The following is a 21,805-nucleotide window of genomic DNA, read 5'->3' on the forward strand; positions in this document are numbered from 1 at the left end:
AGATGGCGCGACTGCTGATCATCTCGCGTTCCCTCGCGCTCGGGATGCGGCTCACCGACCTGCACGAGGTCGACGAGCGGGCCGCCGACGAGCTCGAGGAACATCTGCCCGGGGTCGAGGGATTCGACGTCCTGGTGCTGGACGTGGGCGATCCGGTGCTCGCCGTCAACACGGTCAACTCCCTGCGGGAAGAGGAGCAGGCCGTCCCGGTCATGCTCATCTCCGGCTACCAGCCGGAGTGGGAGCAGGTGGAGGCCCAGCAGGTCGAGGGCGTGCACGTGGTGCCGCTGCCGATCACCCGGCAGGCGCTGCTGCGCGGGGTGGCGATCCTGATGGACGAGGATCCGGACCTGATCTCCGTGGAGCCCACCGGCAACTTCCCGGCGCTCGGGACCGGCCCGGCGGACAGCTCCGACGACGCCACCGTGATCGCCGCACCCACCCAGCCGGTGCCGACCGACCAGGCCGCCGCGGTCCAGGCCGAACCTTCCAAGGCCACCCCGGCCAAGGCCTCGGCCCCCAAAACTGTCCCGCCCAAGGTGGCCCCGGTCACGACCGGGCCGACCAAGGCCTCGCAGGTCAAGGTCACGCCCGCCACAACAGCAGCGGCCAAGGCCGCTGAGCCGACCAAGCAGGCGGCGAAGCCTGCGGCCGCCCGGCCGGTTTCCGGGGCTGCGGCGGCGCCCAAGGCCGACGGCCCGGCCGAGAAACCGGCCCAGGCGGACGACGCGCCGGCGAAGGCCCCGGGTGAGAAGGCCCCCGGGCCGACGGCTTCCGGCGGGAGTGCCCCCGGGCCGAACCGGCTCGGCCCGTCCACCGGCACGCTCGGGCAGCAGATGGCCGCCCGGCGACTCGGCCAGAACGCCGGCCTGGGGCCGCAGCACGATCGCGCCCGCCGGCCCGGAGCCCGCCCCGCTCCGGAGGCCATCCAGGTCACCCCCTCCCCGGTGGCCGGTCTGTCCTACTCCTCACCGGTCGCCCGGCCCTTCTCCGAGCAGCCGCCGACCGGGCAGTTCCCGTTCGAGCGGGCGCTGGCGCAGCGGGAGGCCGCCGCCCCGGCGTCCCCGCCGCCGGCCGCTGCTCCGGCCTCGCCGCTGACCGGCCGGCAGAGCCGCTGGCGCAGCAACCCCGCGCCCGAGACCGGCAGCATCTCGATGGACAGCAGCAACATCGCGGCCAACCGCCGGCTGGGCCGGATCGGCGACCGGCCGCGCAAGCTGCAGCGCCGGCCCAGCCCGGCCAATCCGGCCGATGCCGGCCCTCGTACTCCGGGCCGGGGTCTGGTCACCGACCCGCTGGGCCCGCGCACCGATCCGTACGGCTTCCCGGTCAGCGCCCTCGAACGCCGGCTCGACGCCGAGGCGGCCTCGGCGGTCAACGGCCGGTCCGGGCCCGACGGCGAGCCGGCGGTGCGCACGCTGGACCTGATCCGGCAGCTGCACGAGCGCTCCGGCGAGCTGTACGGCGTCAGCGACACCTCCCAGGTGCTGGCCGACGACGTCCTCGAGCGGGCTTCCGCCGACGCGGCCGCCGTGCTGGTGCCGGACGGCGAGATCTGGCGGGTCAGCGGCGGAGTCGGCCTGCGCCCGATGGAGCGTCGGCTCGAGCTGACCGCCGCCCACTGGCTGATCACCGAGGTCGGCGGGGCCGGCCGGGCGATCCTGGTCGACGACACCGACATCGTCCGGCAGCAGCTGGCCGGGGCGCCCCTGGCCGCCTGGCGGCACCTGATGGCGGTGCCGGTGCCCGACGTGCGGGTGATCGTGGTGCTCGCCCGTAAGGAAGAGGGCCAGGCCTTCACCGGCAGCGACCTGATCGCGGTGCACCCCCCGGTCCGGGACTCCGCAGTCCTGCTGGCCCAGGCGATCGAGACCCGGCGGCTGGCCCGGGCACTCAGTTCCCTGCGGGAGCCGGAATCCGAAACGGGACGCCCGGGCAACAAGTCCTAGACCCGCCAGAACTGGCCGGTACGAACCTTTTTAGGGTTGGCACCGGCCAGTTCTGCAGTTTGTGGCCACCGGTCGCCGCAACTCGGTGGAGATGAACGCATCGGCGCCCACCGCGTCCCCAGTTCTGCTCCTCTACCTACCGGTCACGAGCCACGGCCCCAGAGTGACACCGATCGATGACAGTATGTGGATCGCCGCGGCAAAAGTTCCTTATCGGACTTATACCGTCAGATCGGTTCGTGACATTCCTAAAACCTTGGGGGATCTAGCGGTCGTATTGGACGATCCCAAGCCACGAGTATCCCTCGTGTGGCAGATTGTCACCGTGGCCGTGCTGGAACTGCGAGTGAAGAGCATCTTCGTGCCCCTCGTGATCCGCGCCGGAATCATCTTGATCTTCGCGAGTACCGCCGTCGCCCTCGGGATCGTGGCGGGCAACGGGGGTGTCACCCCGCGCGATGCGGTGATCCCGGCCCTGATGCTGTTCTGCGTGGCGGCCCTCGCCTCGCTGCCACTGCCCAGATCCGTGCCGCCGATCATCCCCCTGCTGGCGGAAACCCTGACGGCGTCGGTGATCATCGGCGGCATCGGCACCAGCGGCCTGCTGTTCCTGCCCTACCTGACGGTTCCGCTGTTCATGGCCGGCCTGACCTCCGGGATGGTCCTGGGCCTGGCCACCGCGGCCACCGCGGCGGTGGCGTTCGGCGGCATGATCATCACCTCGGCGGAGATCGACATCGCCAAGCTGAACCAGAGCAACGCCCTGGTCGCCTGGGTGTTCATCCTGGTCTCGGTGCCGGCCGTGGGCGCCTGGATCCGGCGGCTGCGGGCCGACGTGGCGCCCGACAGCGAGCCCGCCTACGCCGACGCGCACCGGCTGCTGTCCGAACTGCACGTCGTGGCGCGGCAACTCAGCCTCGGCCTGGACCCGCGCACGCTGTCCACCGCGCTCGCCGAGGACATCCGCTCGGTGGTGCCCCAGGCCGACGCGATCGTGCTGGTGCGCTCCACCGGCGGCCGGTTCGTGGCCCTGTCCGGGCAGGAGCCTCCGGAGGCCGCCGAACTGGCCATCGAGGACGCCTGGGTCAGCGCCCAGCCGGTCAAGCGCGAGGCGCAGGGGCGTTCCTTCGCGGCGATCCCGGTGCTGATGGGTGAGCGGGTGGTGGCGCTGGTCCTGGTGATCACCACGACCGGGCTGGACGCCGCCTCGCTGCGCAGCTGCCGCACCGTGATCGAGCAGTCCGGGCCCCGGCTGGCCTCGGCCATGCTGTTCGACGACGTGCGCCGGCTGGCCACCACCGACGAGCGGATGCGCCTGGCCCGGGAGATCCACGACGGCATCGCCCAGGACCTGGCCTCGGTCGGCTACGCGCTGGACGACATCCGGCAGAACTCCGACCCGGCGGTGGCCCAGCAGGTGATGACCGTGCGCGAGCAGCTCCAGGCGATGGTGGCCGACCTGCGGATGAGCATCTTCGACCTGCGGCACGGGGTGAACGACACGGTCGGCCTGGGCGCCGCGCTCAGCGAGCACGCCCAGCGCATCGCCGCCCAGTCCGACCTGGCGATCCACCTGTCGATGGACGAGTCGCCCAAGCGGCTGCCGATCACCGTCGAGGTGGAGTTGCTGCGGATCGTCCAGGAGGCGATCACCAACGTGCGCCGGCACGCCCAGGCCACCAACCTCTGGCTTACCGTGACGGTCGAGCCGCCGCGGGCCCACATCACCGTGATCGACGACGGGGGCGGGCTGAAACCCGGCCGGGCCGACAGTTTCGGCATCCAGGGGATGCGTGAGCGGGCCCGGCGGATCGGCGCCAACCTGCATGTCGGCCCGGGCCCCGAGGGCGGCACCCTGGTCGAGGTCGGCCTGGGTACCGAGACCACGGCCTTCGAGCCGCGGCACCTGGCCCGCCCGGCGGTGACCCGGGTGGCCCTCACCGATCCGCACGGCATACCCACGATTGTTCCGAGATCCAGTCAGGCCCATCAGCACGCAGACAGGACCCGGGCGGCCTCACCGGCCCGGGCCGACCAGGAGGTGACTAATTGACCAGCGCAACGGCGAACCTCCGGGTTGTGCTCGTCGACGACCATCAGCTGATCCGCGAGGGCCTTCGGCGGGCCTTCGACCGGGCAGGTGATATCGAGGTGGTCGGCGAGGCGGCTTCGGTCGCGGACGCGCTCAATGCCCTGGAACGGCTCCGGCCGGACGTTCTCGTGACCGATGTCCGTCTTCCGGACGGCGACGGGATCACGCTGACCACCCAGGTGCGGGCGGGCAATCCGACGATGGGCATCGTGGTCCTGACCATGTATGCCGGGGACGAGCAGGTTTTCGCCGCTCTGGACGCCGGTGCCTCCGGTTTCGTCGGTAAAGACGCCCCGGCCGAGGAGGTGGTGGCGGCCGCCCGGCACGCGGCGGCCAACCCACGGGCCTTCACCGCGCGCGACCTGGCCGGGGCCATGCAGCGCCGGATGAGCGCCCCGGCCGGGCCGAAACTCTCTCCGCGAGAACGGGAAGTGCTCGACCTGCTGGTCGACGGCCTGGCGATCGCGCAGATCGCCCGGCGGCTGTACATCAGCGAGTCCACGGCCAAGACCCACGTGGCCAACATCTACGAGAAACTCGGCGCCGGTAACCGCGCGCAGGCGGTGATGGCGGCCGTCCGGCTCGGCCTGGTGGACGACGCCAAACGTCGCTGAGGTTTCGTATCTCGTTGTCAGACAGAAGTTTTCGTAACACCAGCCCCAGTCCTCGGCCGTTCGGCGGAGGACTGGGGCTCTCTCTTTGCTCGATCCCTTATGCACCTTGCGTACACACCGCTACCGGACTGGCACGCTGGGCATGTTTCGGCGGGAAACACCCCGCCGAGCATCACGAAAGAGGGATCCGCATGCTCACCAGACTCCGCAAGGTGTTGTCATCCGCGAGGGACCGCGGCGCATCGGCAGTCGAGTACGGCCTGATGGTCGCCGCGATCGCCGCCGTGATCGTGGCCGTCGTCTTCGGCCTGGGGACCGTGGTGTCCAAGACCTTCAACAAGACTTGCTCCGAGTTCTCGGCCGGGACGCAGGCCGAACTACCTGCGGGCTGCGAGGCCGCGGGCGACGGGGAGGACGACTAGCGTCGACGACGGGAGACCCGGGAGCCGTCAAGGGCTTTCGGGTCTCTTTGCTCTGGGGCTGGAGTTGCTGACGTTACACCTGCACGGTTTTCGGCCCGGACTTTCCGGTTCTGCCTCCGAAACCGCCGATCCGAAGGCAGAATGACCGGGCAGTAGGAAAGCGATTCGCCCCCTCCGGCCCGGTCCGTACCGCCGCCGACCTCTACTGATCAGGTGTTCAGCCGATCCTTCCCGGGATGACTGAATGTCACGGGCACCCTGTGCCAGTGTGGAGTCAGTGACGGGGGGCAACACCCGGCGGGGGACGCAGCCGCGCCGGAACCGAAGGAGGAACGGATGAAATCCCGGATCCGCCGGATCGTGCTCTCGGCCGGCGACCGCGGCGCCTCCGCCGTCGAATACGCCCTGATGGTGGCCGCCATCGCCGCGGTGATCTTCGCGGTGGTGTTCGGTTTCGGGCAGTTGCTCGACAACACCTTTCAGAGCACTTCGGACTGCATCGAGAACCGGCAGTCGATGCCGGACTGCGACCCGTCGGGCAAGTGATTTCGCCTTAATCCGGCATCCGGGCCGCACGGAAACGCCGCAGAACCGGCATCCTTCGCGGTCTTGGTGGCCGGTGGGTAACAGCTCGGTACCGAGGCCGTAGCGGTTATCCACAGGCATCACGGACCAGGTGGCGCGGGCCCCTACAGTGGAGCGCATGGTTCCGCCCAGCCTCCCGGATCAGGCCGATCCCCAGCCCCGTCCCGGACTGCGCCGCAGCTCTCCAGTGGTCACCAGCGTGGTTGCGCTGCTGTTGATCTTCGGAATGGCCGTGGCTACGCACAGTGTTGTCCGTTACAGACTGTGGATCGTCGTGATCTACGCGCTGCTGGCGGTGGCGCTCGGGGCGTGGGTGGTCTCCGGCAGCGCCCGTAAGCCCCGGTCCGCCTCGGTGCGGCTGCCCGGATCACCCCTGCCCTGGATCGGGTACGGCCTGGCCCTGACCTTCGTCGTGGTGGCCGTCGTCCACGTCACCATGCGGCCTTACACCTACCTCACGCCCGATCAGGGCTGGCTGACTCGCTGGGTCTACGCGGTCTCCGCCCTGGTCCTGGCCCTCGGCACGGCGATCTCCACCGCGCAGCGCCGGATCACCGCGGCGTACGCGGCTCTGGGCCTGGCGGTGGTCGGCTACGTGGCCGCCGCCGCGATGCTGATCCACTGGGATCCCGAGCCCAAGATCGACGTCTGGATCACCCTGCAGCAGGCTGCCGACGGCATGCTCGAGGGCAAGAACATGTACGCGCAGACCTGGACCGACTCGCCCGGTGTGCAGGACGCCTTCACCTACCTGCCGTTCACCGCGCTGCTGCTGGCCCCGGGCCGCTGGCTGGCCGGGGACGTGCGCTGGGCGCTGATGGTGATCACCCTGCTCGGGGCGCTGGCGGTGCTGCTGCTCGGGCGTACCGGCAAGGGCGCTCCCTCCACCGGTTCCGGCTTTGCCGGCTCCCGCGGTTTCGCCGGCTTCATCGGCTCGTCCGGTTCCCCGATGACGATCCGGGCTCTGGTCGCGGCCGGCGCGGCCGGTCTGCTGCTGGTCATGCCGGGTACTGCCACCCAGGTCGAGCAGGCCTGGACCGAGCCGATGCTGATGGCCTGCCTGGCCGGGTGGGCGCTGGCCGTGCGCCGCCGCAAGATGGTGCTGGCGATGGTCTTCCTGGCCCTCGGGCTGGCCAGCAAGCAGCACCTGGCGGTGCTGCTGCCGGTGCTCGCGGTCTGGCCGGTCTTCGGCTGGCGCCGGGCGATCGGTACCGCCGGGCTGGCCGGGGTGTTCGTGCTGCCCTGGTTCATCGCCTCGCCGGCGGACATGCTGCACGACACCGTCACCATGCTGATCGACTTCCAGCCGCTGATCTTTGCCAACACCCTGTTCATCGCGGCGATCAACGAACTCAGCTGGACCCCGCCGTTCTACCTGACCGGGGCGGCGGTGCTGATCACGCTGGGCACGGCGATCCTGCGGGTGCACCGCCAGCAGCCGGACCTGGCCAATGTGCTGCGCTGGGCCGCGATGGTGCTGCTGGTGGCCAACCTCGTGAACAAGCAGGCGTTCTACAACCAGTACTGGCTGGTGGCGGCGCTGATCGTGATCTCGCTGGCGGCGGCGCGGTATCCGGCTCCGGAAGGGGACGCACCGGAACCGGTAGACGCCGACCGGGCCGGTGCAGAGTCGGAGCCTGCGCAGAGTTCGGAGCTGAAAGCCTAGGGAGAGCAGCTCGGCCAGAGTTGAGCCTGGCCTGGCTCGGGTCTGGCCAGAGTTGAGCCTGGCTCGGGTCGGGTCGGGTTGACCTGGCTCGTGCTCTGGCTCTGCTTCGCCTGACTTGGCCTGGCTCGGCTTGGCCTGGCTCGGCTTGGCCTGGCTCGGCTTGGCTTGGCCTTACTTGGCGGCTTGGCTTGGCCTTACTTGGCCTGGCTTGGCCTGGCTCGGCTTGGCCTGGCTCGGCTTGGCCTGGCTCGGCTTGCCTCGACCTGCTGCCGTTGGCTGCTGTCTGCTTGGTTCGGCTGTCTGCTTGGTTCGGCCTCAGCCGACCAGGCGGTCTCCGGCGAGCATGCGCTGCAGTTGCCGGGCCAGGTCGTCCCAGCGCCACTTCTGCAGCACCCACTCGCGCCCGCGCTGCCCGAACTTGCTGGCCAGATCCTTGTCCAGCAGCAGCGTGGCGCACCGGTCGGCCACGGCCTTGGCATCGGTACCGCTGACCACGAAGCCGTTCTCGCCTTCCAGCACTGCATCGGGGGCACCGCCGGAGTCGCCCGCCACCACCGGCAGACCAGTCGCGGCCGCCTCCAGGTAGCAGATGCCCAGACCCTCCAGGTCGAACCCGCCCATCCGGGTGCGGGCCGGCATGCAGAACACGTCACCGGCGGCGAAGTACTCGGGAATCCGCGTCCACGAGACCCGCCCGGTCACGAAGACGTGCTCCTCCAGACCTGCGTTCTCGATCCGGCGCTGCACCTCGGAACGGTAGGGACCGTCGCCGACCAGTAGCAAAACCGCGTCCGGAACCCGTTCCCGGATCAGTGGCAGTGCCTCGACCAGCGTGTCCTGCCCCTTGCGGGCGACCATCCGCGAGACGCACACCACCACCGGCCGGTCCCCCAGCCCGAGCTCGGCCCGGACCTGCCGGCCGTCCACCTCAGGGTTGAACACCACATCGTCCACACCGGGTGTGAGCTGCACGAAGCGAGTGAGCGCGGCTGGGTCCAGCGCGGGGGCGATCCGGCTGCGGGTGTACTCCCCCAGGTAAGTCAGCACGTCGACGTGGCGCCCGATCCTACGCATCAGGCCCTTCGCGCCCGGCACCACTGACCACCACACCTCGTGCCCGTGCGTGGTCGCAACCATCCGCTCGATCCCGGCCGCCCGCAGCTTCGGCGCCATCAGGCCCAGCGGTGCCGCCGCCCCGAACCAGACCCGGTCGCATCCCTCGGCCTTGGCGATCTCGATCGAGCGCCGGGTGATGGCCGGGGTGGGCAGCATGATCGGCGACTTGTCCCGCACCACCGGGAAGTCCAGGCCGGCGTCGAAGTCGGTGTCGCCCTTCTGCCGCTTGGTATGCACCACGACCTGGCCCGGCGGAAAACGGCGGGCCATCGCCAGCACGAACGACTCGATACCGCCGGTCCGCGGAGGGAAGTCATTGGTGATGATGAGCGTGCGGCCGCTCATTGGGCTACCACTTCGGCCGGATCCTTTCGCGGGATTTGTCGTGAACGCGGATGTGCGCGCAGTTCAACTGTCCCACCCCCAGGTCAGCAACCCCAATCGCTGCCGTCCAGCAGTTCGTTCGGGCGACGTCCTACCTGCTCAGCTCGTTCGCCGGAGCTCTGGCCGGACGTTCTCAGGCAGCCGCAAGCTCCTCGATCTCCTGGCGCCAGGCCTGCACGAAATCGTTCTCGTTCTCGAACCCCGCCGAACGCAACGCGTCCCCGATACCCGCGTCCACCGTCCGTTCGTAAAAGCTCTTCACCGCCGCATCGCTCCCCAGACGCTCCGCGAGCAACATGACCGCTGCCCACGAACGTCCGTAAGCCACGGCAACTTCCGCCCCGGCCGCATCGAAGTCGTCCGTAGCCGGCAATGCCTCCGGGAGGGGTGCCGCCAGCGCCTCCTCAGCAACCTGACGCGGCAACAGATCCGTGTAGCGGTAGGCCACGTAGTCCGCGAAACCTTCCTCAAGCCAGGTAGGGGCCGCTGAGTCCCCGGTGGCGCGGGCCGCAACGTGCACCAGCTCGTGGGTCAGGACCACTTCCCGGCCTAGGTCGCTGAGTTCTACAAACGCGGGACCGTTCACGAACACCGCGTCAGCCGGAGCGTTCTTAGGTCCGACCGTTACTGCGGCGGTTTCGACCAGGCCCTTCGTGTCGGTCCGCTTCAGCAGCTCCGCCAGTTCGTCCACGCCGCCGGCGATAGTGAGCTGGGTGCGCTGCCTGCTCCCCTGCGCCCAACTGGTTCCCCAAGCCTGGTCCACAGTGGCCGCGGCGGGTTCGCACAGCTCGGCGAGCTGCTCGATGAGTTCCCGCATCTGCTCCGGGCCATTCGCTTTGCACCGGTCCGAGATCGCGTTCACTTCAGTGGGCTGTTGAGTCGTCTCCGGGGCCAGCGGGCTCCCCGTGGGCGAACTGGTGGCAGGTGCGGGATCTTCCACCAAGGAGACGGCCAGGGCGGCCAGAAGCAGCACAGCGCCGAGGATCAGGACACGCCGCATCCAAACAGACTACCCAGCGCGTTTGTGAAACCACGCAGGTCTTTCGCTTCGCAGTCAGCAGATCTCCTTGCCCCGGTCAGGGTTCTGGCTGGGGTCTCGTTGCCAAGGGGACGGGGAGGTACAGATGCGAGTCGCGGTACTGGCTGACGTTCACGGGAACCTGCCGGCACTAGATGCAGTGCTGGTAGACGCAGAGCGGGCGGGGGTAGATGCGTTCGTGCTCAACGGCGACTTCGTCACCGGTCCAATGCCCGCGCAGACCCTCGACCGACTGGCCGCACTCGGCGACCGTGTGATCTGGGTGCACGGAAACTGCGAGCGCGAGGTCTTGCACGCCTACGGAGGCGGAATTTCGGACGGGTCTCAGCCGTCGAGCGTCTGGGCCACCACTGAGTACGCGGCGGCGCAACTGTCCCCGGCCCACCGCAACCTCATCGACGACCTGCCGTTATCGGTGCGCCTGGACATCGACGACCTGGGTCCGGTGCGTTTCTGCCACGCCACCACTCGCAGCGATACCGAGATCGTGCTGGTGGACTCGTCAGTCGACCGGTACCGGGAGGCGTTCGCCAGTACCAGCGAAGCGACCGTGGTGCTGGGCCATACCCACATGCCGTTCGATCGCCTCGCCGACCGCCGCCGATTCGTCAATCCCGGCAGCGTAGGCATGCCGTATGCAGGGGTTCCGGGTGCGTACTGGGCGCTGCTCGGGCCCTCGGTGGTTCTGCGGCGAAGCGAGTACGACGCTGAGGCGGCGGCCAGGTTGTTCCGGGCGCAGGCCCCGGACTACCCCGGGCTGGCTGAGTTCATCGACGAGAACCTGCTAAGCATCCCGTCCGACGCCGAAGCCTTGGCCGTGTTCAGCAAAATCTGAAACGGCCCGGCTCCTCAGCGTTGTGCCGAGGAACCGGGCCGTTCCGGAAAGGTGTCAGCCGAGGCGAGCCGCGGCCACCGGTGCCTTCCAGAGCGTGGCCACCTTGACCACGTCACCGCTGGACGGCGCGTGAACCATGGTGTTGTTGCCCAGGTAGATACCCACGTGGCTGATCGGTGAGTTGAAGAACACCAGGTCGCCGGGCAGCAGCGAGCCGGTGCTCACCGAGGTGCCGTAGCCGGCCTGCATCCCCGAGCTGTGCGGCAGGGAGACGCCACCGGCCGCGTACGCCTTCATCGTGAGACCGGAACAGTCCCACGTGGTCGGGCCGGCTGCGGCCCAGACGTACGAATCGCCCTGCTTGGAGCAGGCGAAGTTGATCGCGGCCTTGGCCGCTGCCGAAGGTGCCGCGGCAGCAGCTGCGGTGCAGGTGCCGCCGGCCTTGTCGGAAGGCATGCCCCCGTTACCGAGGGCGTTGTTCACCGTGGTGCGCTGAGCGGCCTCGAGCGTGTTCAGCTCCTGCTTGGCCTCGTTCAGACGCTCCTTGGCGAGCTTCTCGTCCTTCTCCATCTTCTTCTTGGACTTCTCGATGGAGACGACCTGCTCCTCCATCGACTTCTTCGTGTCCTCGAGCTTCTTCTGCGCGTCGGCCAGGTTGTTCAGCGCGCCGCTCTGCCGGGACGACAGCGACGGCAGGTAGCCGGCCTGGGCGAGCGCCGACTCCGGGTCGTCGGACAGCATGACGTCGAGCGCGGAAAGCTCACCGCGCCGGTAGCTCTCGGCAGCGAGCAGGCCGACCTGCTCCTTGAGGGTCTGGACGCGACCCTCCTGCTTCTTGAGCTCCTTCTTGGCCGCATTCAGCTTGACCCGGGTGGACTTCAGCTTCTCGCGAGTCTCGGCGTGAGCCTCCGCCGCCTGGTCGGCTTCGTCCTGAAGCTTCTCGACCTTCTTCTTCACGTCGCTGACGCTCGGGCTCGGCACCGCGCTGGCGGTCGGCGAGGCGAAGATCGCGCCACCGGCCAGAGCCAGGGGAACCAGGACACCGGCGAAACGACGCCAGCCGGTCAGCCGGAAGACCCCAAGGGGTTTTCTTCTGAAGAAGGAGCCGCCGGTTCTCGGTGCACTCACGTCACCGGGCCGGGACCCGCGCGCAGGATCGCGCGACTCGGAGTGCTGGACATCAGACCGCTGTTCAGCGGGCTGGCCGGATTTCGGACCGTCCGATCGCAAGGCGCGAGCTCTCCGTTCTGGTGCCCGCACGACGGGAGAATCGCCGCAACGGAAACTGAGCCGTACCGCGAACGAGGGCCTCATGCCCTCCGCAGCGGCGACGGTCTGTGAACGGAGGAAAGATATCGGGCACGGACACCCCTGCCAAAGTCAGCAGTTTGCCCCAACAGGTGTGCGGAGCGTCATCTCCGCAGCTAGACCCGCATACCATCACCACATCCTTAACTAGGGACATAAATTCTTAACGTTGACCCAAGCGTTTCTTAGAAGCATTTTGCCCTTTTCGGTCCGATGCGACCCGGTTCTGTGAGCGCGCCTATGCCGTGATGAGACCGGGACGCAGCGTGACAGAGGTGGCGTTTACTGCCTCGGCAACGTAATTCAGGGCGGCGACATTCGGATTGTGCGCGAAGGGATTCCGCGCCGGCCCCCGGGCCATCACTGCAGACCCATGGTCGGGATCGCGCGGTGGCGGCTGCAGTCCCGGCGACCACTCCCGTGCTGTCCCGCGCCCGTCGATGAGCTCTCTGTGTCGGGGCGCCGGGGCCCGGGGCTTCCCGAGTCTCGGGGTTTCCCGAGCCTATGGTTCCCAAGTCCCCAGGGTTTCCCAAGTCCCAAGGTTTCCCGAGCCTCAGGGTTTCCCGAGCCCACGGTTCCCGAGTCCCCAGGGTTTCCCGAGCCCACGGTTCCCAAGTCCCCAGGATTTCCCCGAGCCCACGGTTCCCAAGTCCCCAGGATTTCCCCGAGCCCACGGTTCCCAAGTCCCCAGGATTTCCCCGAGCCCACGGTTCCCAAGTCCCCAGGATTTCCCGAGTCTCAGGGTTTCCCGGGTTTCCAGAGTCCCGGGGTCGCCGCCCCAAGCCTTCGGCACCTGGCCCAGTCGCGAGACATAGGCCCGCCGCGTTGGCAGGGCTGGTTCGGCCGCCGTCGGTCGGCATCTCGCCGGCCTGGAACCCACGCTCAGAGCGGATGTGCAGGCATCCCCGCCCTTCGCACCGCGGGCGCACCAAGACGGGCGGCGGCCGAACCAGCAGCCGCGCGCAGACTCAAGCCGCTCCCTCGCTACGCCGAGGCGTGGGCTTACGCCGACGTGGGCTCCTTTCGCCCTGGGCAGGCTCGTGGTCCCAGTTCAGGGGCCCGGCCTGGTCGGGGTCGACCGGACGAGCCACCAGCCGCAGCGGGGGCACCAGACCGGAGCCGGCCAGTACGGCGATCGCCCGCTGCTCCTCAGCGGTGAGGTCGATCTCTTCGGCAGCGGCAGCGGCAGCGGCGGCGAGGTCGGGTGCGGGTTTACGCCCGAGCTCGAGTTGCACCGGACGCCTGCCGTGGGCGGAGTGCGATCCGTGAACCGGGTGCGACTGCTGGCCGGCCTGAGCAGAGCGGTCAGGGTGCGCGGCAGGCCCGGTACGCCGGGACGCAGGCGCCCCCAGCAGTACGTTGACAACACAGTCACGGCAGGCCGGGCCGCGAACAGCGCAGGACTCGCAGTCGATCAGCATGGTGCCCCTCCGAGAGTGCTCACGGGCCTGGCGATCACACGGGATCGTGCTGCCCGAACGGCGCGGTGCCGATGTCGAGAACGCTAAGGGCGACCACCGACAGTCTTGGCGGACCGAGCGGGACCGGAGCCGGCCGGAGCTGCAGAAAGGATGCCCGCCGCCAAGACTGTCGGTGGGTGGGCATACGGTCCTGGCATGAGCAGTACCGAGTCGTCCGTCGCCACTCAGGAGGCGCTCTGGCCTGAAGAAGTCGTCGTCACCGGCGCCGGCAAGAACGATGCCCAGGCCCTGTCCGAGGTCACCTTCGTGGTGTTCGACCTCGAGACCACCGGCGGCGCCCCGGCCGACGCCGGTATCACCGAGTTCGGCGCAGTCAAGGTGCGCGGCGGCGAGGTGCTGGGCGAGTTCCAGACCCTGGTCCGGCCGGAGAGCCCGATCCCGCCCTTCATCTCGATACTCACCGGCATCACCGATGCGATGGTCTCGGACTCCCCCTCGCTCGGCGCCGTCCTGCCCTCGTTCCTGGAGTTCTGCTCGGGCAGTGTCCTGGTCGCTCACAACGCCCCCTACGACGTGGGTTTCGTCAAGGCCGCGTGCGAGCGGTTCGGCCACCCGTGGCCCTCCCCCACGGTGATCGACACGGTCAAGCTGGCCCGGCACATCGTCAGCCGGGACGAGGCCCCCAACCGCAAACTGCACACGCTGGCCACGCTTTTCGGCTCCCCCATCGAGCCCGACCACCGCGCCCTGCACGACGCCCGCGCCACCGTTCACGTGCTGCACGCCCTACTCGGCCGGATCGGCACCCTCGGCGTCACCACCCTGGGCGAGCTCCGCGGATTCTCCGCCAAGGTGCCCGAGAGCACGCGCCGCAAGCGGCATCTCGCCGACGGCATGCCCACCGGTCCCGGTGTCTACCTGTTCCGCGACGAGCGCGGCGAGGTGCTCTACGTCGGCACCTCGGTCAACATCCGCACCCGGGTGCGCAACTACTTCACCGCCGCGGAACAACGCAGTCGCATGCGCGAGATGGTCGCCCGCGCCGCCAAGGTCACTCCCATCCCTTGCGCCACCACACTGGAGGCCAAGGTCCGCGAGATCAGGCTGATCGCCGAGCACGCGCCCCCCTACAACCGCCGTTCCAAGGCCCCCGAGCGCAAGCCCTGGCTGAAGCTGACCACCGAGGCCTTTCCCCGGCTGTCCGTGGTGCGCGAGGTCCAGGCCGACGGCGCCACCTACACCGGGCCGTTCACCTCGCAGGAGCAGGCCGAGCAGGCGGTGGCCGCTCTGCACGAGGCGTACCCGTTGCGGCGCTGCACGCCGAAACTGCCCAGGCGCCCGGCCAAGAACGCCAGCGCGTGCATCCTGGCCGAGATCGGCCGCTGCGGCGCCCCCTGCACGGGTGGCATCGACATCCCGGCCTACTCCGAGGTGGTGGAGCAGGTGCGCGCCGCCATGCTCAGCGATGCCGGACCGGTGGTCGAGGCCTCGCTACGCCGGGCCACGTCTTTGTCCGAGCTACAGCGCTACGAAGAGGCCGCGCAGCATCGCGACCGGTTGCTCGCCTACCTTCGCGGCGCCGCCCGGGCCCAGCGTCTGGCGCCGATCGCCGCGGTCTCCCACCTGATCGGCGCTCGCCGTCAGGAGCGCGGCGGCTGGGAGTTCGCCCTGGTCCGGTACGGCCGTCTGGCGGGCACCAGCGTCTCGCCACCCGGCGCCGATCCGATGCCGTACGTAGAAGCACTCAGCCTTACCGGCGAGGTGGTGCAGCCTCGCGACGTGCCGTACCCCTCGGCTCACCCAGAAGAGACCGAGATCGTGCTCAACTGGCTCGAACAAGCAGGGACGCGTCTGGTCGAGATCGAGGGCACGTGGGCCTGGCCGGTCAAAGGGGCGGCACAGGCTCGGTTCGGCCTACCGAAGGAGATCCATCGCACGATCCAGCTGCCTTGATCAGGCCTCACCGCAGATGCTGCTCGAACTCCTGTGCATGCGTCCTTAGGTAGGCCACGTCCGCCAGGTACAGCTGGTCGTGCCCATCAGCCACGTGCGATGCGAAGGCCGCCGACCCAGCGGCAGCCTGTGCCCGCATGAAGTCCACCAGGGCCTGCAGCCGGATCGCCACCATCTCCAGCAGACCAGCCCGGTCAGCAGCCGCCAGGCCGTAGGCGTCGCAGAAGCGCCGGGCCCGAACCGCCTGCTCCGCCACGGTTCCGAAGCCCGAGTCATTCGTGGGCGCAGTCAACGGGGCCCACCGGTACACGGCGTAGGCCACGTCCCAGAGACGAGGCCCCGGGTGGGCGGTGTCGAAATCGATGATCCCGACCACTTCTTCGCCGGACAGTACGCAGTTGTGCGGGGCATAGTCGCCGTGGCAGATCACCTCCACCGGTGTCTGCACCGGCAGCATCCAGCCCTCCGTCACATCCGATCCGTAGCCGACCGTGCTGTCGTGATAGGCGCGAAGCAGTTCAGCAGCGCTGATCAACGCCCGAGAAGATGCGGCGGCCGGGGTAGGCGGATAGTTACTCACTTCGCCGGGCAGGAAGTCGAGGATCTCGTGGCCGTCCGAGGTGACCCCGTGCACGGCGGGGGCGGCAGTGAAACCTTGTGATCGGAGATGCCGGAGAAGGCCATGCACGAGAGGTGTCCACGCTCCGGTGGGACGGTGGACCGTGTTACCGACCCGCGTCACCTGATTCACCCCGCCGGTCAGGATCTCTGGAGTCTCCACGCCACCGAAGCTACCGGGCTTGCCCTGTGGATCAGGGCCGCAGCGAGGAATCAGCAGGCGTGAATGTTCTGCGCACCTGGTACCAGGCGTCCCGTGTGTACACATCAGAGGTCGGTCGCCGGGTGGTTGGCAAGAGGCCTGAAGTACCCGGGGCAGAAAGCGGCCGAGTGACACCAACGCAGTTCCACGCCAAGGCAACCGGTGGAGCACAACGACCCGCGTCAGAATCGGCTGCACCACCCCAGCCGCCACCCAAGCCGCGCGGACAGACGTCTTCAAGCAAACAAAGGCCGGCGCCGATCCCGGTGAGGGATCGACGCCGGCCTTCGGAAACTACGAGCGGATCAGTGACCCGAGCCGACCGCGGGCTTGCTGCCCTCGCCGGCCGTGACCTCTTCGTGGTCGCCGTGGTGGTGAGCGGAGGCCAGTTCGGCCGGCGTCACCGGGGCGACCCGGTCCTCGAAGTAGAACTTGCTGATCTTCTGGCGCAGCTTCTCCAGCCGGCCACCGGGGCGACGGACTCCCGCGGCGTCGGTGGCGGACAGCGCCTGAGCGGGCTCGGGGGCGTCGAAGCCGACCAGCAGCCAGCGGTCGTGGGCCGACAGCGGGGCGTGCAGCTCGAACACCTCGCCCTCCTCGGTCCGGAACACCCGGCCGGTCTCCCGGCCGTGCAGCACCTTCTCGCGGTCCTTGCGCTGCAACCCGATGCAGATCCGCTTGGTGATCACGTAGGCCAGCGCCGGCAGGACGAACACGCCGACCCGCATGAAGTACGTGATGTCGTTGATCGACAGGTGCAGGTGGGTGGCGACGATGTCGTTACCACCACTGATCCACAGCAGCACGTACAGCGTGATCGCCATGACCCCCAGGGCGGTCCGGGTCGGGGCGTTGCGCGGGCGGTCGAGCAGGTGGTGCTCGCGCTTGTCACCGGTGATCCACTGCTCGATCCACGGGTACAGCAGGGCCGGTGTCACCATCAGGCCCGGGACGACCAGCGTCGGGATGAAGATGTTCGGCGAGACCGTATGGCCGAAGATCTCGAACTCGACGAAACCGGGCATTATTCGGACCGCGCCGTCCAGGAAGCCCATGTAGAAGTCGGGCTGGGCACCGGCACCGATCGGTGAGGGGTCGTACGGCCCGTAGATCCAGACCGGGTTGATCTGGAACAGCGCACCCATCAGCGCGATCACGCCGAAGACGATGAAGAAGAAGCCGCCCGCCTTGGCCGTGTAGATCGGGAACAGCGGGAAGCCGACCACGTTGTTGTTGGTCCGGCCCGGGCCGGGGTACTGGGTGTGCTTGTGCACGACCACCAGGATCAGGTGGATCGTGATCAGCATCAGCATGATCGCCGGGATCAGCAGCACGTGCAGCACGAAGAAGCGCGGCACGAACGCCTCGCCCGGGAACTCCCCGCCGAACAGGAAGAAGCTCACGTACGAGCCGACCACCGGGATACCCAGCACGATCGCCTGGGCGATCCGCAGGCCGTTACCGGACAGCAGATCGTCGATCATGGAGTAGCCGAGGAAGCCCTCGATCAGCGCCAGGATGGCCAGCAGCATGCCGATGACCCAGTTCAGCTCACGCGGCTTGCGGAACGCGCCGGTGAAGAAGATCCGGAACATGTGCACGATGATCGAGACGACGAAGACCAGCGCCGCCCAGTGGTGGATCTGCCGCATCAGCAGACCGCCACGGACCTCGAACGACAGGTGCAGCGTGGAGTTGAACGCCTCGGACACGTGCTGACCGGCCAGCGGGGCGTAGGGGCCGGTGTACGTGGTCTCACCCGCGCTGGGCACGAACCAGAAGGTCAGGAACGTACCGCTGAGCAGCAGGATGACGAAGCTGTAGAGCGCGACCTCACCCAGCATGAACGACCAGTGGTCGGGGAAGATCTTGCGCGAGAAGCCCTTGACGACCTTCGACGCGCCGACGCGCTCGTCCAGCCAGTTACCGGTGGTGGCACCGGCCTTCTCGAGAGGACTGGTGGTGCTCATGAACGCTCCCAGTAGCTCGGGCCGACGGGCTCGCCGAACGGGGCTGCGGCCACCAAGTATCCCTCGTCGTCCACGGTGATCGGAAGCTGGGGCAGCGCCCGCTTGGCCGGACCGAAGATGACCTTGCAGTTCTGCGTCAGGTCGAAGGTCGACTGGTGGCAGGGGCACAGCAGGTGGTGCGTGCGCTGCTCGTACAGGGCGACCGGGCAACCCATGTGGGTGCAGATCTTCGAGTACGCGACGATGCCGCCGTAGGCACCGTCGAGCGACTCGGGGGCCAGCTGGTCCTCCTCGAGACGGATCAGCAGCACGGCTGCCTTGGCCTTCTCGTTGAGCACGTGCTCGGCTTCCTCGATGCCCTCGGGCATGACGTGCGCGACCGCACCCAGGACCATGTCGGAGGCCTTGATCGGGCCGCCCTCCGGGTCGAGGGTGAGCCGGTCGCCGGCCTTCCAGAAGGTCTCGGTGAGCACCTTCTCGGGCAGCGGGCCGGTGTCGCGGAACAGAATGATGCCGGGCAGCGGGAACAGCGCCATGGCGCCGATCAGCGTGTTACGGATCAGCGGGCGCCGGGCGAAGCCGGACTCCTCGACACCCGTGTTCAGCATCTCGACGGCGTCGGCGCGCTCCTCGTCGGTGCCGCGCTGCAGGTGCCGGTAGTCGATCCGCTCCTCGTCGGGCATCAGCGTCTTGGCCCAGTGGACCGCGCCGACGCCGATGCCGAGCAGCGAGACCGCCATGCCGATGCCGAGGATCTGGTTCGACAGCGCCAGCCGGTCGAGGTAGTCCAGGAAGCCCAGACCGTGATCCATCTTGACCGCGAAGTAGCCGACGATCATCACCAGCGTGCCGACGATCGACAGCACGAACAGCAGGGCGACCTGCTTCTCGGCGCGCCGGGCGGCCTTCGGGTCGGTGTCGGTCAGGCGGTGCTTGTGCTCCGGCAGGCCGGGGTTCTCGAACCTGGCCGGCAGGTCGCCGTCGTGGACGGCGACGTCGGACCCACCGTGGTCCGGTTCGTTGGTGCTCATGGTCCCACCCGTTTCCTTGCTCACGAGGACTTCGCCCCCAGCCAGACCGCGAAGCCGATCAGGACGGTCAGGCCGAGCACCCAGGCCACCAGGCCCTCGGTCACCGGGCCGAGACGGCCCAGCGACATGCCGCCCGGGTCCGGAGCCTCGTTGATCGTGCTCAGGAAGGCGATGACGTCACGCTTCTGATCCGGGGTGATGGTCTGGTCCGGGAAGACCGGCATCGACTGCGGGCCGGTGACCATCGCCTCGTAGATGTACTTGGGCTCCACGTCGGTCAGCGGCGGAGCGAACTTGCCGCGGGTCAGGGCCCCGCGCGAACCGGCCGCGTTGTGGCACATGGCGCAGTTCGTACGGAAGACCATGGCGCCCTTGGAGACGTCACCCTGTGCGGGGTCGATCGCCTCCTCCGACGGGATGGCCGGGCCGGCGCCCAGGCTGGCGACGTAGGCGGACAGCTGGCTGGTCTGCTCGTCGCTGAGCCGGACCGGGGCCTCGGGGGCCTGCGGGCCGCTCATCGCCAGCGGCATCCGGCCGGTGCCGACCTGGAAGTCGACCGAGGCGGCGCCGACACCGATCAGCGAGGGGGCCTCGTTGCGGCCCTCCGCGTCGATGCCGTGGCAGGTGGAGCAGTTGGCGAGGAAAAGCTTGCGGCCTTCTTCGATGTCGTCGGCCGAGGCTGTGCTGGTCGAGGCATCCGCCGTGCTGGGCATCACGGCGGCGTAGGCCACGCCCGTCACGAGCAGGCCCAGCACCACGATCAGGGCTGTGGCCAACGGGTGCCGCCGCCGGGCAGCGAGTGCGCTCACGATGTAGAACTCCTACGTTCCGAGGTAGGTAAAGGCGAAACGGCCTGCTCCGCAGCAGCCATCAGGTTGTTCACTTGATGACGTAGATGACGAAGAAGAGCCCGATCCAGACCACGTCGACGAAGTGCCAGTAGTACGACGTGACGATGGCGCTGGTGGCTTCCTGGTGGCCGAACCGCCGGGCCGCAAAGCTGCGGCCGATGATCAGGAGGAAGGCGATCAGACCGCCGGTGACGTGCAGACCGTGGAATCCGGTGGTCATGTAGAAGACCGAGCCGTACCCGTTGCTGCTGAGGGTCACGCCCTCGGAGATCAGGTGCGCGTACTCGTAGACCTGGCCACAGATGAAGATGGCGCCGGCCACGTACGTGAGCAGGTACCACTCACGCATGCCCCAGTTGCGGAAGCCGTGCTCACGGGTCCAGGGCGCCCACCACTTACCCAGGGCGCTGGGCTGGAACCGCTCGGCGGCGAACACGCCCATCTGGCACCAGACGGAACTGAGCACCAGGTTGATCGTGTTGATCGTCGAGAAGGGGATGTCGAGCTTGGCGGTCTCGACCGTCCACAGGTCGGGCTGGACAGCACGGATCGTGAAGTACATCGCGAAGAGCCCCGCGAAGAACATCAGCTCACTGCTGAGCCAAACGATCGTGCCGACCTGAACCATGTTGGGTCGGTTGAGAGTCGCATGAACGTTCGGCCCAGCCGGGCCGTCTACTGCCGCTACGGATGCCACGGGCGTCATTATGGCCTCACGCCGATCCGGATGTAGGGCGGGGGGCCCTTGCGTGCCCCGCGCCGTGTCCTAACCGTTGCCTGAACGGGCTTCCCGCAGGTCGCACGGGGTTTCGCAAGCCCGCTATCACGTAATTCGTCGCCTACTTCCGGACAGGTGTCTCGGTAGGCAGGTAACTGCTCGGACCACTGCTTCACGTCAGGCTTCATCGGCGCCCTTGACGTCTTCCTGTTGCCCTCGACCCACGTTCGGGGCCCTTTTACCTCCGACACGCCGACGGATTCACCGGCCATCCCGATGACTTTTCCCTCAACCGGCGTGTCGCCTCTTCCGGCCCCCGGACGATCGGGGCGGGGTCGCTGTCGGTCACCGGCGCACTGCGCCATGCGGGTGAGGGGACGATCCGGCGCTTCGGTACGATCACCAGCGACACGCAGGCATCCGCCGGACCCATCAGAACGTGTGCAGCAAGCGGGCCGGGCGGACGTGTGAGGCGAAGAATCACTCCAGTAGGAGACGATCGATGACGATGACCTCGGACCGCCCGGACGCGAAGGCCGTCGCCGGCCACCATTCCGGCGACGACCTGGTGCCCGCTCAGGCCGGTGCGCCCGGTGACCACGAGGACCCCCGGCTCTCCGGCTCCGAGCCGGTCTCCGGCCCCCGGCCGATCTCCGTGCTGCTGTACAGCGACGACATGGACACCCGGGCCAAGGTCCGGATGGCGATCGGCAAGCGCCTGGCCGTGGATCTGCCCCCGGTGGAGTGGACCGAGTGCGCCACTCCCCCGGCCGTGATCAGCGCGGTGGACGCCGGCGGGTTCGACGTCCTGGTGCTGGACGGCGAGGCGGTTCCGGCCGGTGGCATGGGCCTGTGCCGTCAACTCAAGGAAGAGATCTTCGAGTGCCCGCCGATCGTGGTGCTCACCGGCCGTCCGCAGGACGCCTGGCTGGCCACCTGGTCCCGGGCCGACGCCGCGGTCGCGCACCCGCTCGACCCCCGTGCCCTGGCCGAGGCGATCACCGTCCTGGCCCGACGTCGCAGAGGCTGAA

The 21,805-nt window shown here is 68.6% G+C and carries 18 protein-coding genes; 9 read left to right on the forward strand and 9 right to left on the reverse strand.

What is annotated here, in order from left to right; all coding sequences use genetic code 11:
* Positions 1 to 2: 2 nt before the first annotated feature.
* The 6 genes from LR394_RS11530 (at position 3) to LR394_RS11555 (ending at position 7,328) form a co-directional block, all read left to right on the forward strand.
* Positions 3 to 1,949, forward strand: a complete 1,947-nt coding sequence (locus tag LR394_RS11530; protein ID WP_231440819.1) for a hypothetical protein — start codon at positions 3 to 5, stop codon at positions 1,947 to 1,949.
* Between the two features lie 307 nt (positions 1,950 to 2,256).
* A complete protein-coding gene (locus LR394_RS42880) occupies positions 2,257 to 4,002 on the forward strand; it encodes a sensor histidine kinase (protein ID WP_231440821.1) in 1,746 nt (581 codons plus the stop codon).
* Entirely contained in the window at positions 3,999 to 4,655 is a 657-nt protein-coding gene (locus LR394_RS11540; protein ID WP_231440824.1) for a response regulator transcription factor, read from the forward strand. The genes LR394_RS42880 and LR394_RS11540 overlap by 4 nt, the downstream gene beginning before the upstream one ends.
* A gap of 191 nt (positions 4,656 to 4,846) precedes the next feature.
* Positions 4,847 to 5,077, forward strand: coding sequence for a Flp family type IVb pilin (locus tag LR394_RS11545; RefSeq protein ID WP_231440826.1), 231 nt, complete (start codon positions 4,847 to 4,849; stop codon positions 5,075 to 5,077).
* Positions 5,078 to 5,413: 336 nt separating this feature from the next.
* The gene (locus LR394_RS11550; protein ID WP_231440828.1) at positions 5,414 to 5,623 is read left to right on the forward strand and encodes a Flp family type IVb pilin; all 210 of its coding nucleotides are present in this window, start codon (positions 5,414 to 5,416) and stop codon (positions 5,621 to 5,623) included.
* Between the two features lie 157 nt (positions 5,624 to 5,780).
* The gene (locus LR394_RS11555) at positions 5,781 to 7,328 is read left to right on the forward strand and encodes a hypothetical protein (RefSeq protein ID WP_231440830.1); all 1,548 of its coding nucleotides are present in this window, start codon (positions 5,781 to 5,783) and stop codon (positions 7,326 to 7,328) included.
* Between the two features lie 315 nt (positions 7,329 to 7,643).
* Here LR394_RS11555 and LR394_RS11560 read toward each other — a convergent pair whose 3' ends face one another.
* Both LR394_RS11560 and LR394_RS11565 read right to left on the reverse strand, forming a co-directional pair.
* Positions 7,644 to 8,789 (reverse strand): glycosyltransferase family 4 protein, encoded by a 1,146-nt coding sequence (locus LR394_RS11560; RefSeq protein WP_231440832.1) that lies wholly within the window; start codon positions 8,787 to 8,789, stop codon positions 7,644 to 7,646.
* Between the two features lie 172 nt (positions 8,790 to 8,961).
* Positions 8,962 to 9,828 carry a gluzincin family metallopeptidase gene (locus LR394_RS11565; protein WP_231440835.1) on the reverse strand — a complete coding sequence of 289 codons (867 nt, stop codon included), beginning with the start codon at positions 9,826 to 9,828 and terminating at the stop codon, positions 8,962 to 8,964.
* A 124-nt stretch (positions 9,829 to 9,952) separates the two neighbouring features.
* Between LR394_RS11565 and LR394_RS11570 the strand changes: the two genes are divergently transcribed.
* A complete protein-coding gene (locus tag LR394_RS11570; protein WP_231440837.1) occupies positions 9,953 to 10,702 on the forward strand; it encodes a metallophosphoesterase family protein in 750 nt (249 codons plus the stop codon).
* 54 nt (positions 10,703 to 10,756) lie between these two features.
* Here LR394_RS11570 and LR394_RS42885 read toward each other — a convergent pair whose 3' ends face one another.
* Both LR394_RS42885 and LR394_RS11580 read right to left on the reverse strand, forming a co-directional pair.
* Entirely contained in the window at positions 10,757 to 11,830 is a 1,074-nt protein-coding gene (locus LR394_RS42885; protein WP_231440838.1) for a C40 family peptidase, read from the reverse strand.
* A gap of 1,148 nt (positions 11,831 to 12,978) precedes the next feature.
* On the reverse strand, positions 12,979 to 13,245 hold the full coding sequence (locus LR394_RS11580) for a hypothetical protein (protein ID WP_231440840.1): 267 nt from the start codon (positions 13,243 to 13,245) through the stop codon (positions 12,979 to 12,981).
* Between the two features lie 381 nt (positions 13,246 to 13,626).
* Between LR394_RS11580 and LR394_RS11585 the strand changes: the two genes are divergently transcribed.
* A complete protein-coding gene (locus LR394_RS11585; RefSeq protein WP_231440845.1) occupies positions 13,627 to 15,384 on the forward strand; it encodes a DEDD exonuclease domain-containing protein in 1,758 nt (585 codons plus the stop codon).
* A 7-nt stretch (positions 15,385 to 15,391) separates the two neighbouring features.
* On the opposite strand, the gene LR394_RS42890 is transcribed toward LR394_RS11585, so the two are convergent.
* The 5 genes from LR394_RS42890 to ctaE all read right to left on the reverse strand — a co-directional run bounded on the left by LR394_RS42890 (position 15,392) and on the right by ctaE (position 20,762).
* Positions 15,392 to 16,165, reverse strand: coding sequence for an aminoglycoside phosphotransferase family protein (locus LR394_RS42890; RefSeq protein WP_231440847.1), 774 nt, complete (start codon positions 16,163 to 16,165; stop codon positions 15,392 to 15,394).
* A gap of 344 nt (positions 16,166 to 16,509) precedes the next feature.
* Positions 16,510 to 18,174, reverse strand: coding sequence for a cytochrome bc1 complex cytochrome b subunit (gene qcrB, locus LR394_RS11595; protein WP_231440849.1), 1,665 nt, complete (start codon positions 18,172 to 18,174; stop codon positions 16,510 to 16,512).
* Positions 18,171 to 19,205 (reverse strand): cytochrome bc1 complex Rieske iron-sulfur subunit, encoded by a 1,035-nt coding sequence (gene qcrA, locus LR394_RS11600; protein WP_231440851.1) that lies wholly within the window; start codon positions 19,203 to 19,205, stop codon positions 18,171 to 18,173. The genes qcrB and qcrA overlap by 4 nt, the downstream gene beginning before the upstream one ends.
* A gap of 20 nt (positions 19,206 to 19,225) precedes the next feature.
* Positions 19,226 to 20,014 (reverse strand): cytochrome bc1 complex diheme cytochrome c subunit, encoded by a 789-nt coding sequence (gene qcrC, locus LR394_RS11605; protein ID WP_231440853.1) that lies wholly within the window; start codon positions 20,012 to 20,014, stop codon positions 19,226 to 19,228.
* Positions 20,015 to 20,084: 70 nt separating this feature from the next.
* Positions 20,085 to 20,762, reverse strand: coding sequence for an aa3-type cytochrome oxidase subunit III (gene ctaE, locus LR394_RS11610; protein ID WP_407937023.1), 678 nt, complete (start codon positions 20,760 to 20,762; stop codon positions 20,085 to 20,087).
* A 688-nt stretch (positions 20,763 to 21,450) separates the two neighbouring features.
* On the opposite strand from ctaE, the gene LR394_RS11615 reads away from it, so the two are divergent.
* The gene (locus LR394_RS11615) at positions 21,451 to 21,804 is read left to right on the forward strand and encodes a response regulator transcription factor (protein ID WP_407937034.1); all 354 of its coding nucleotides are present in this window, start codon (positions 21,451 to 21,453) and stop codon (positions 21,802 to 21,804) included.
* Position 21,805: the final 1 nt, after the last annotated feature.

The organism is Kineosporia babensis (genome assembly GCF_021129305.1).
In the GTDB taxonomy this organism is placed as follows: domain Bacteria; phylum Actinomycetota; class Actinomycetes; order Actinomycetales; family Kineosporiaceae; genus Kineosporia; species Kineosporia babensis.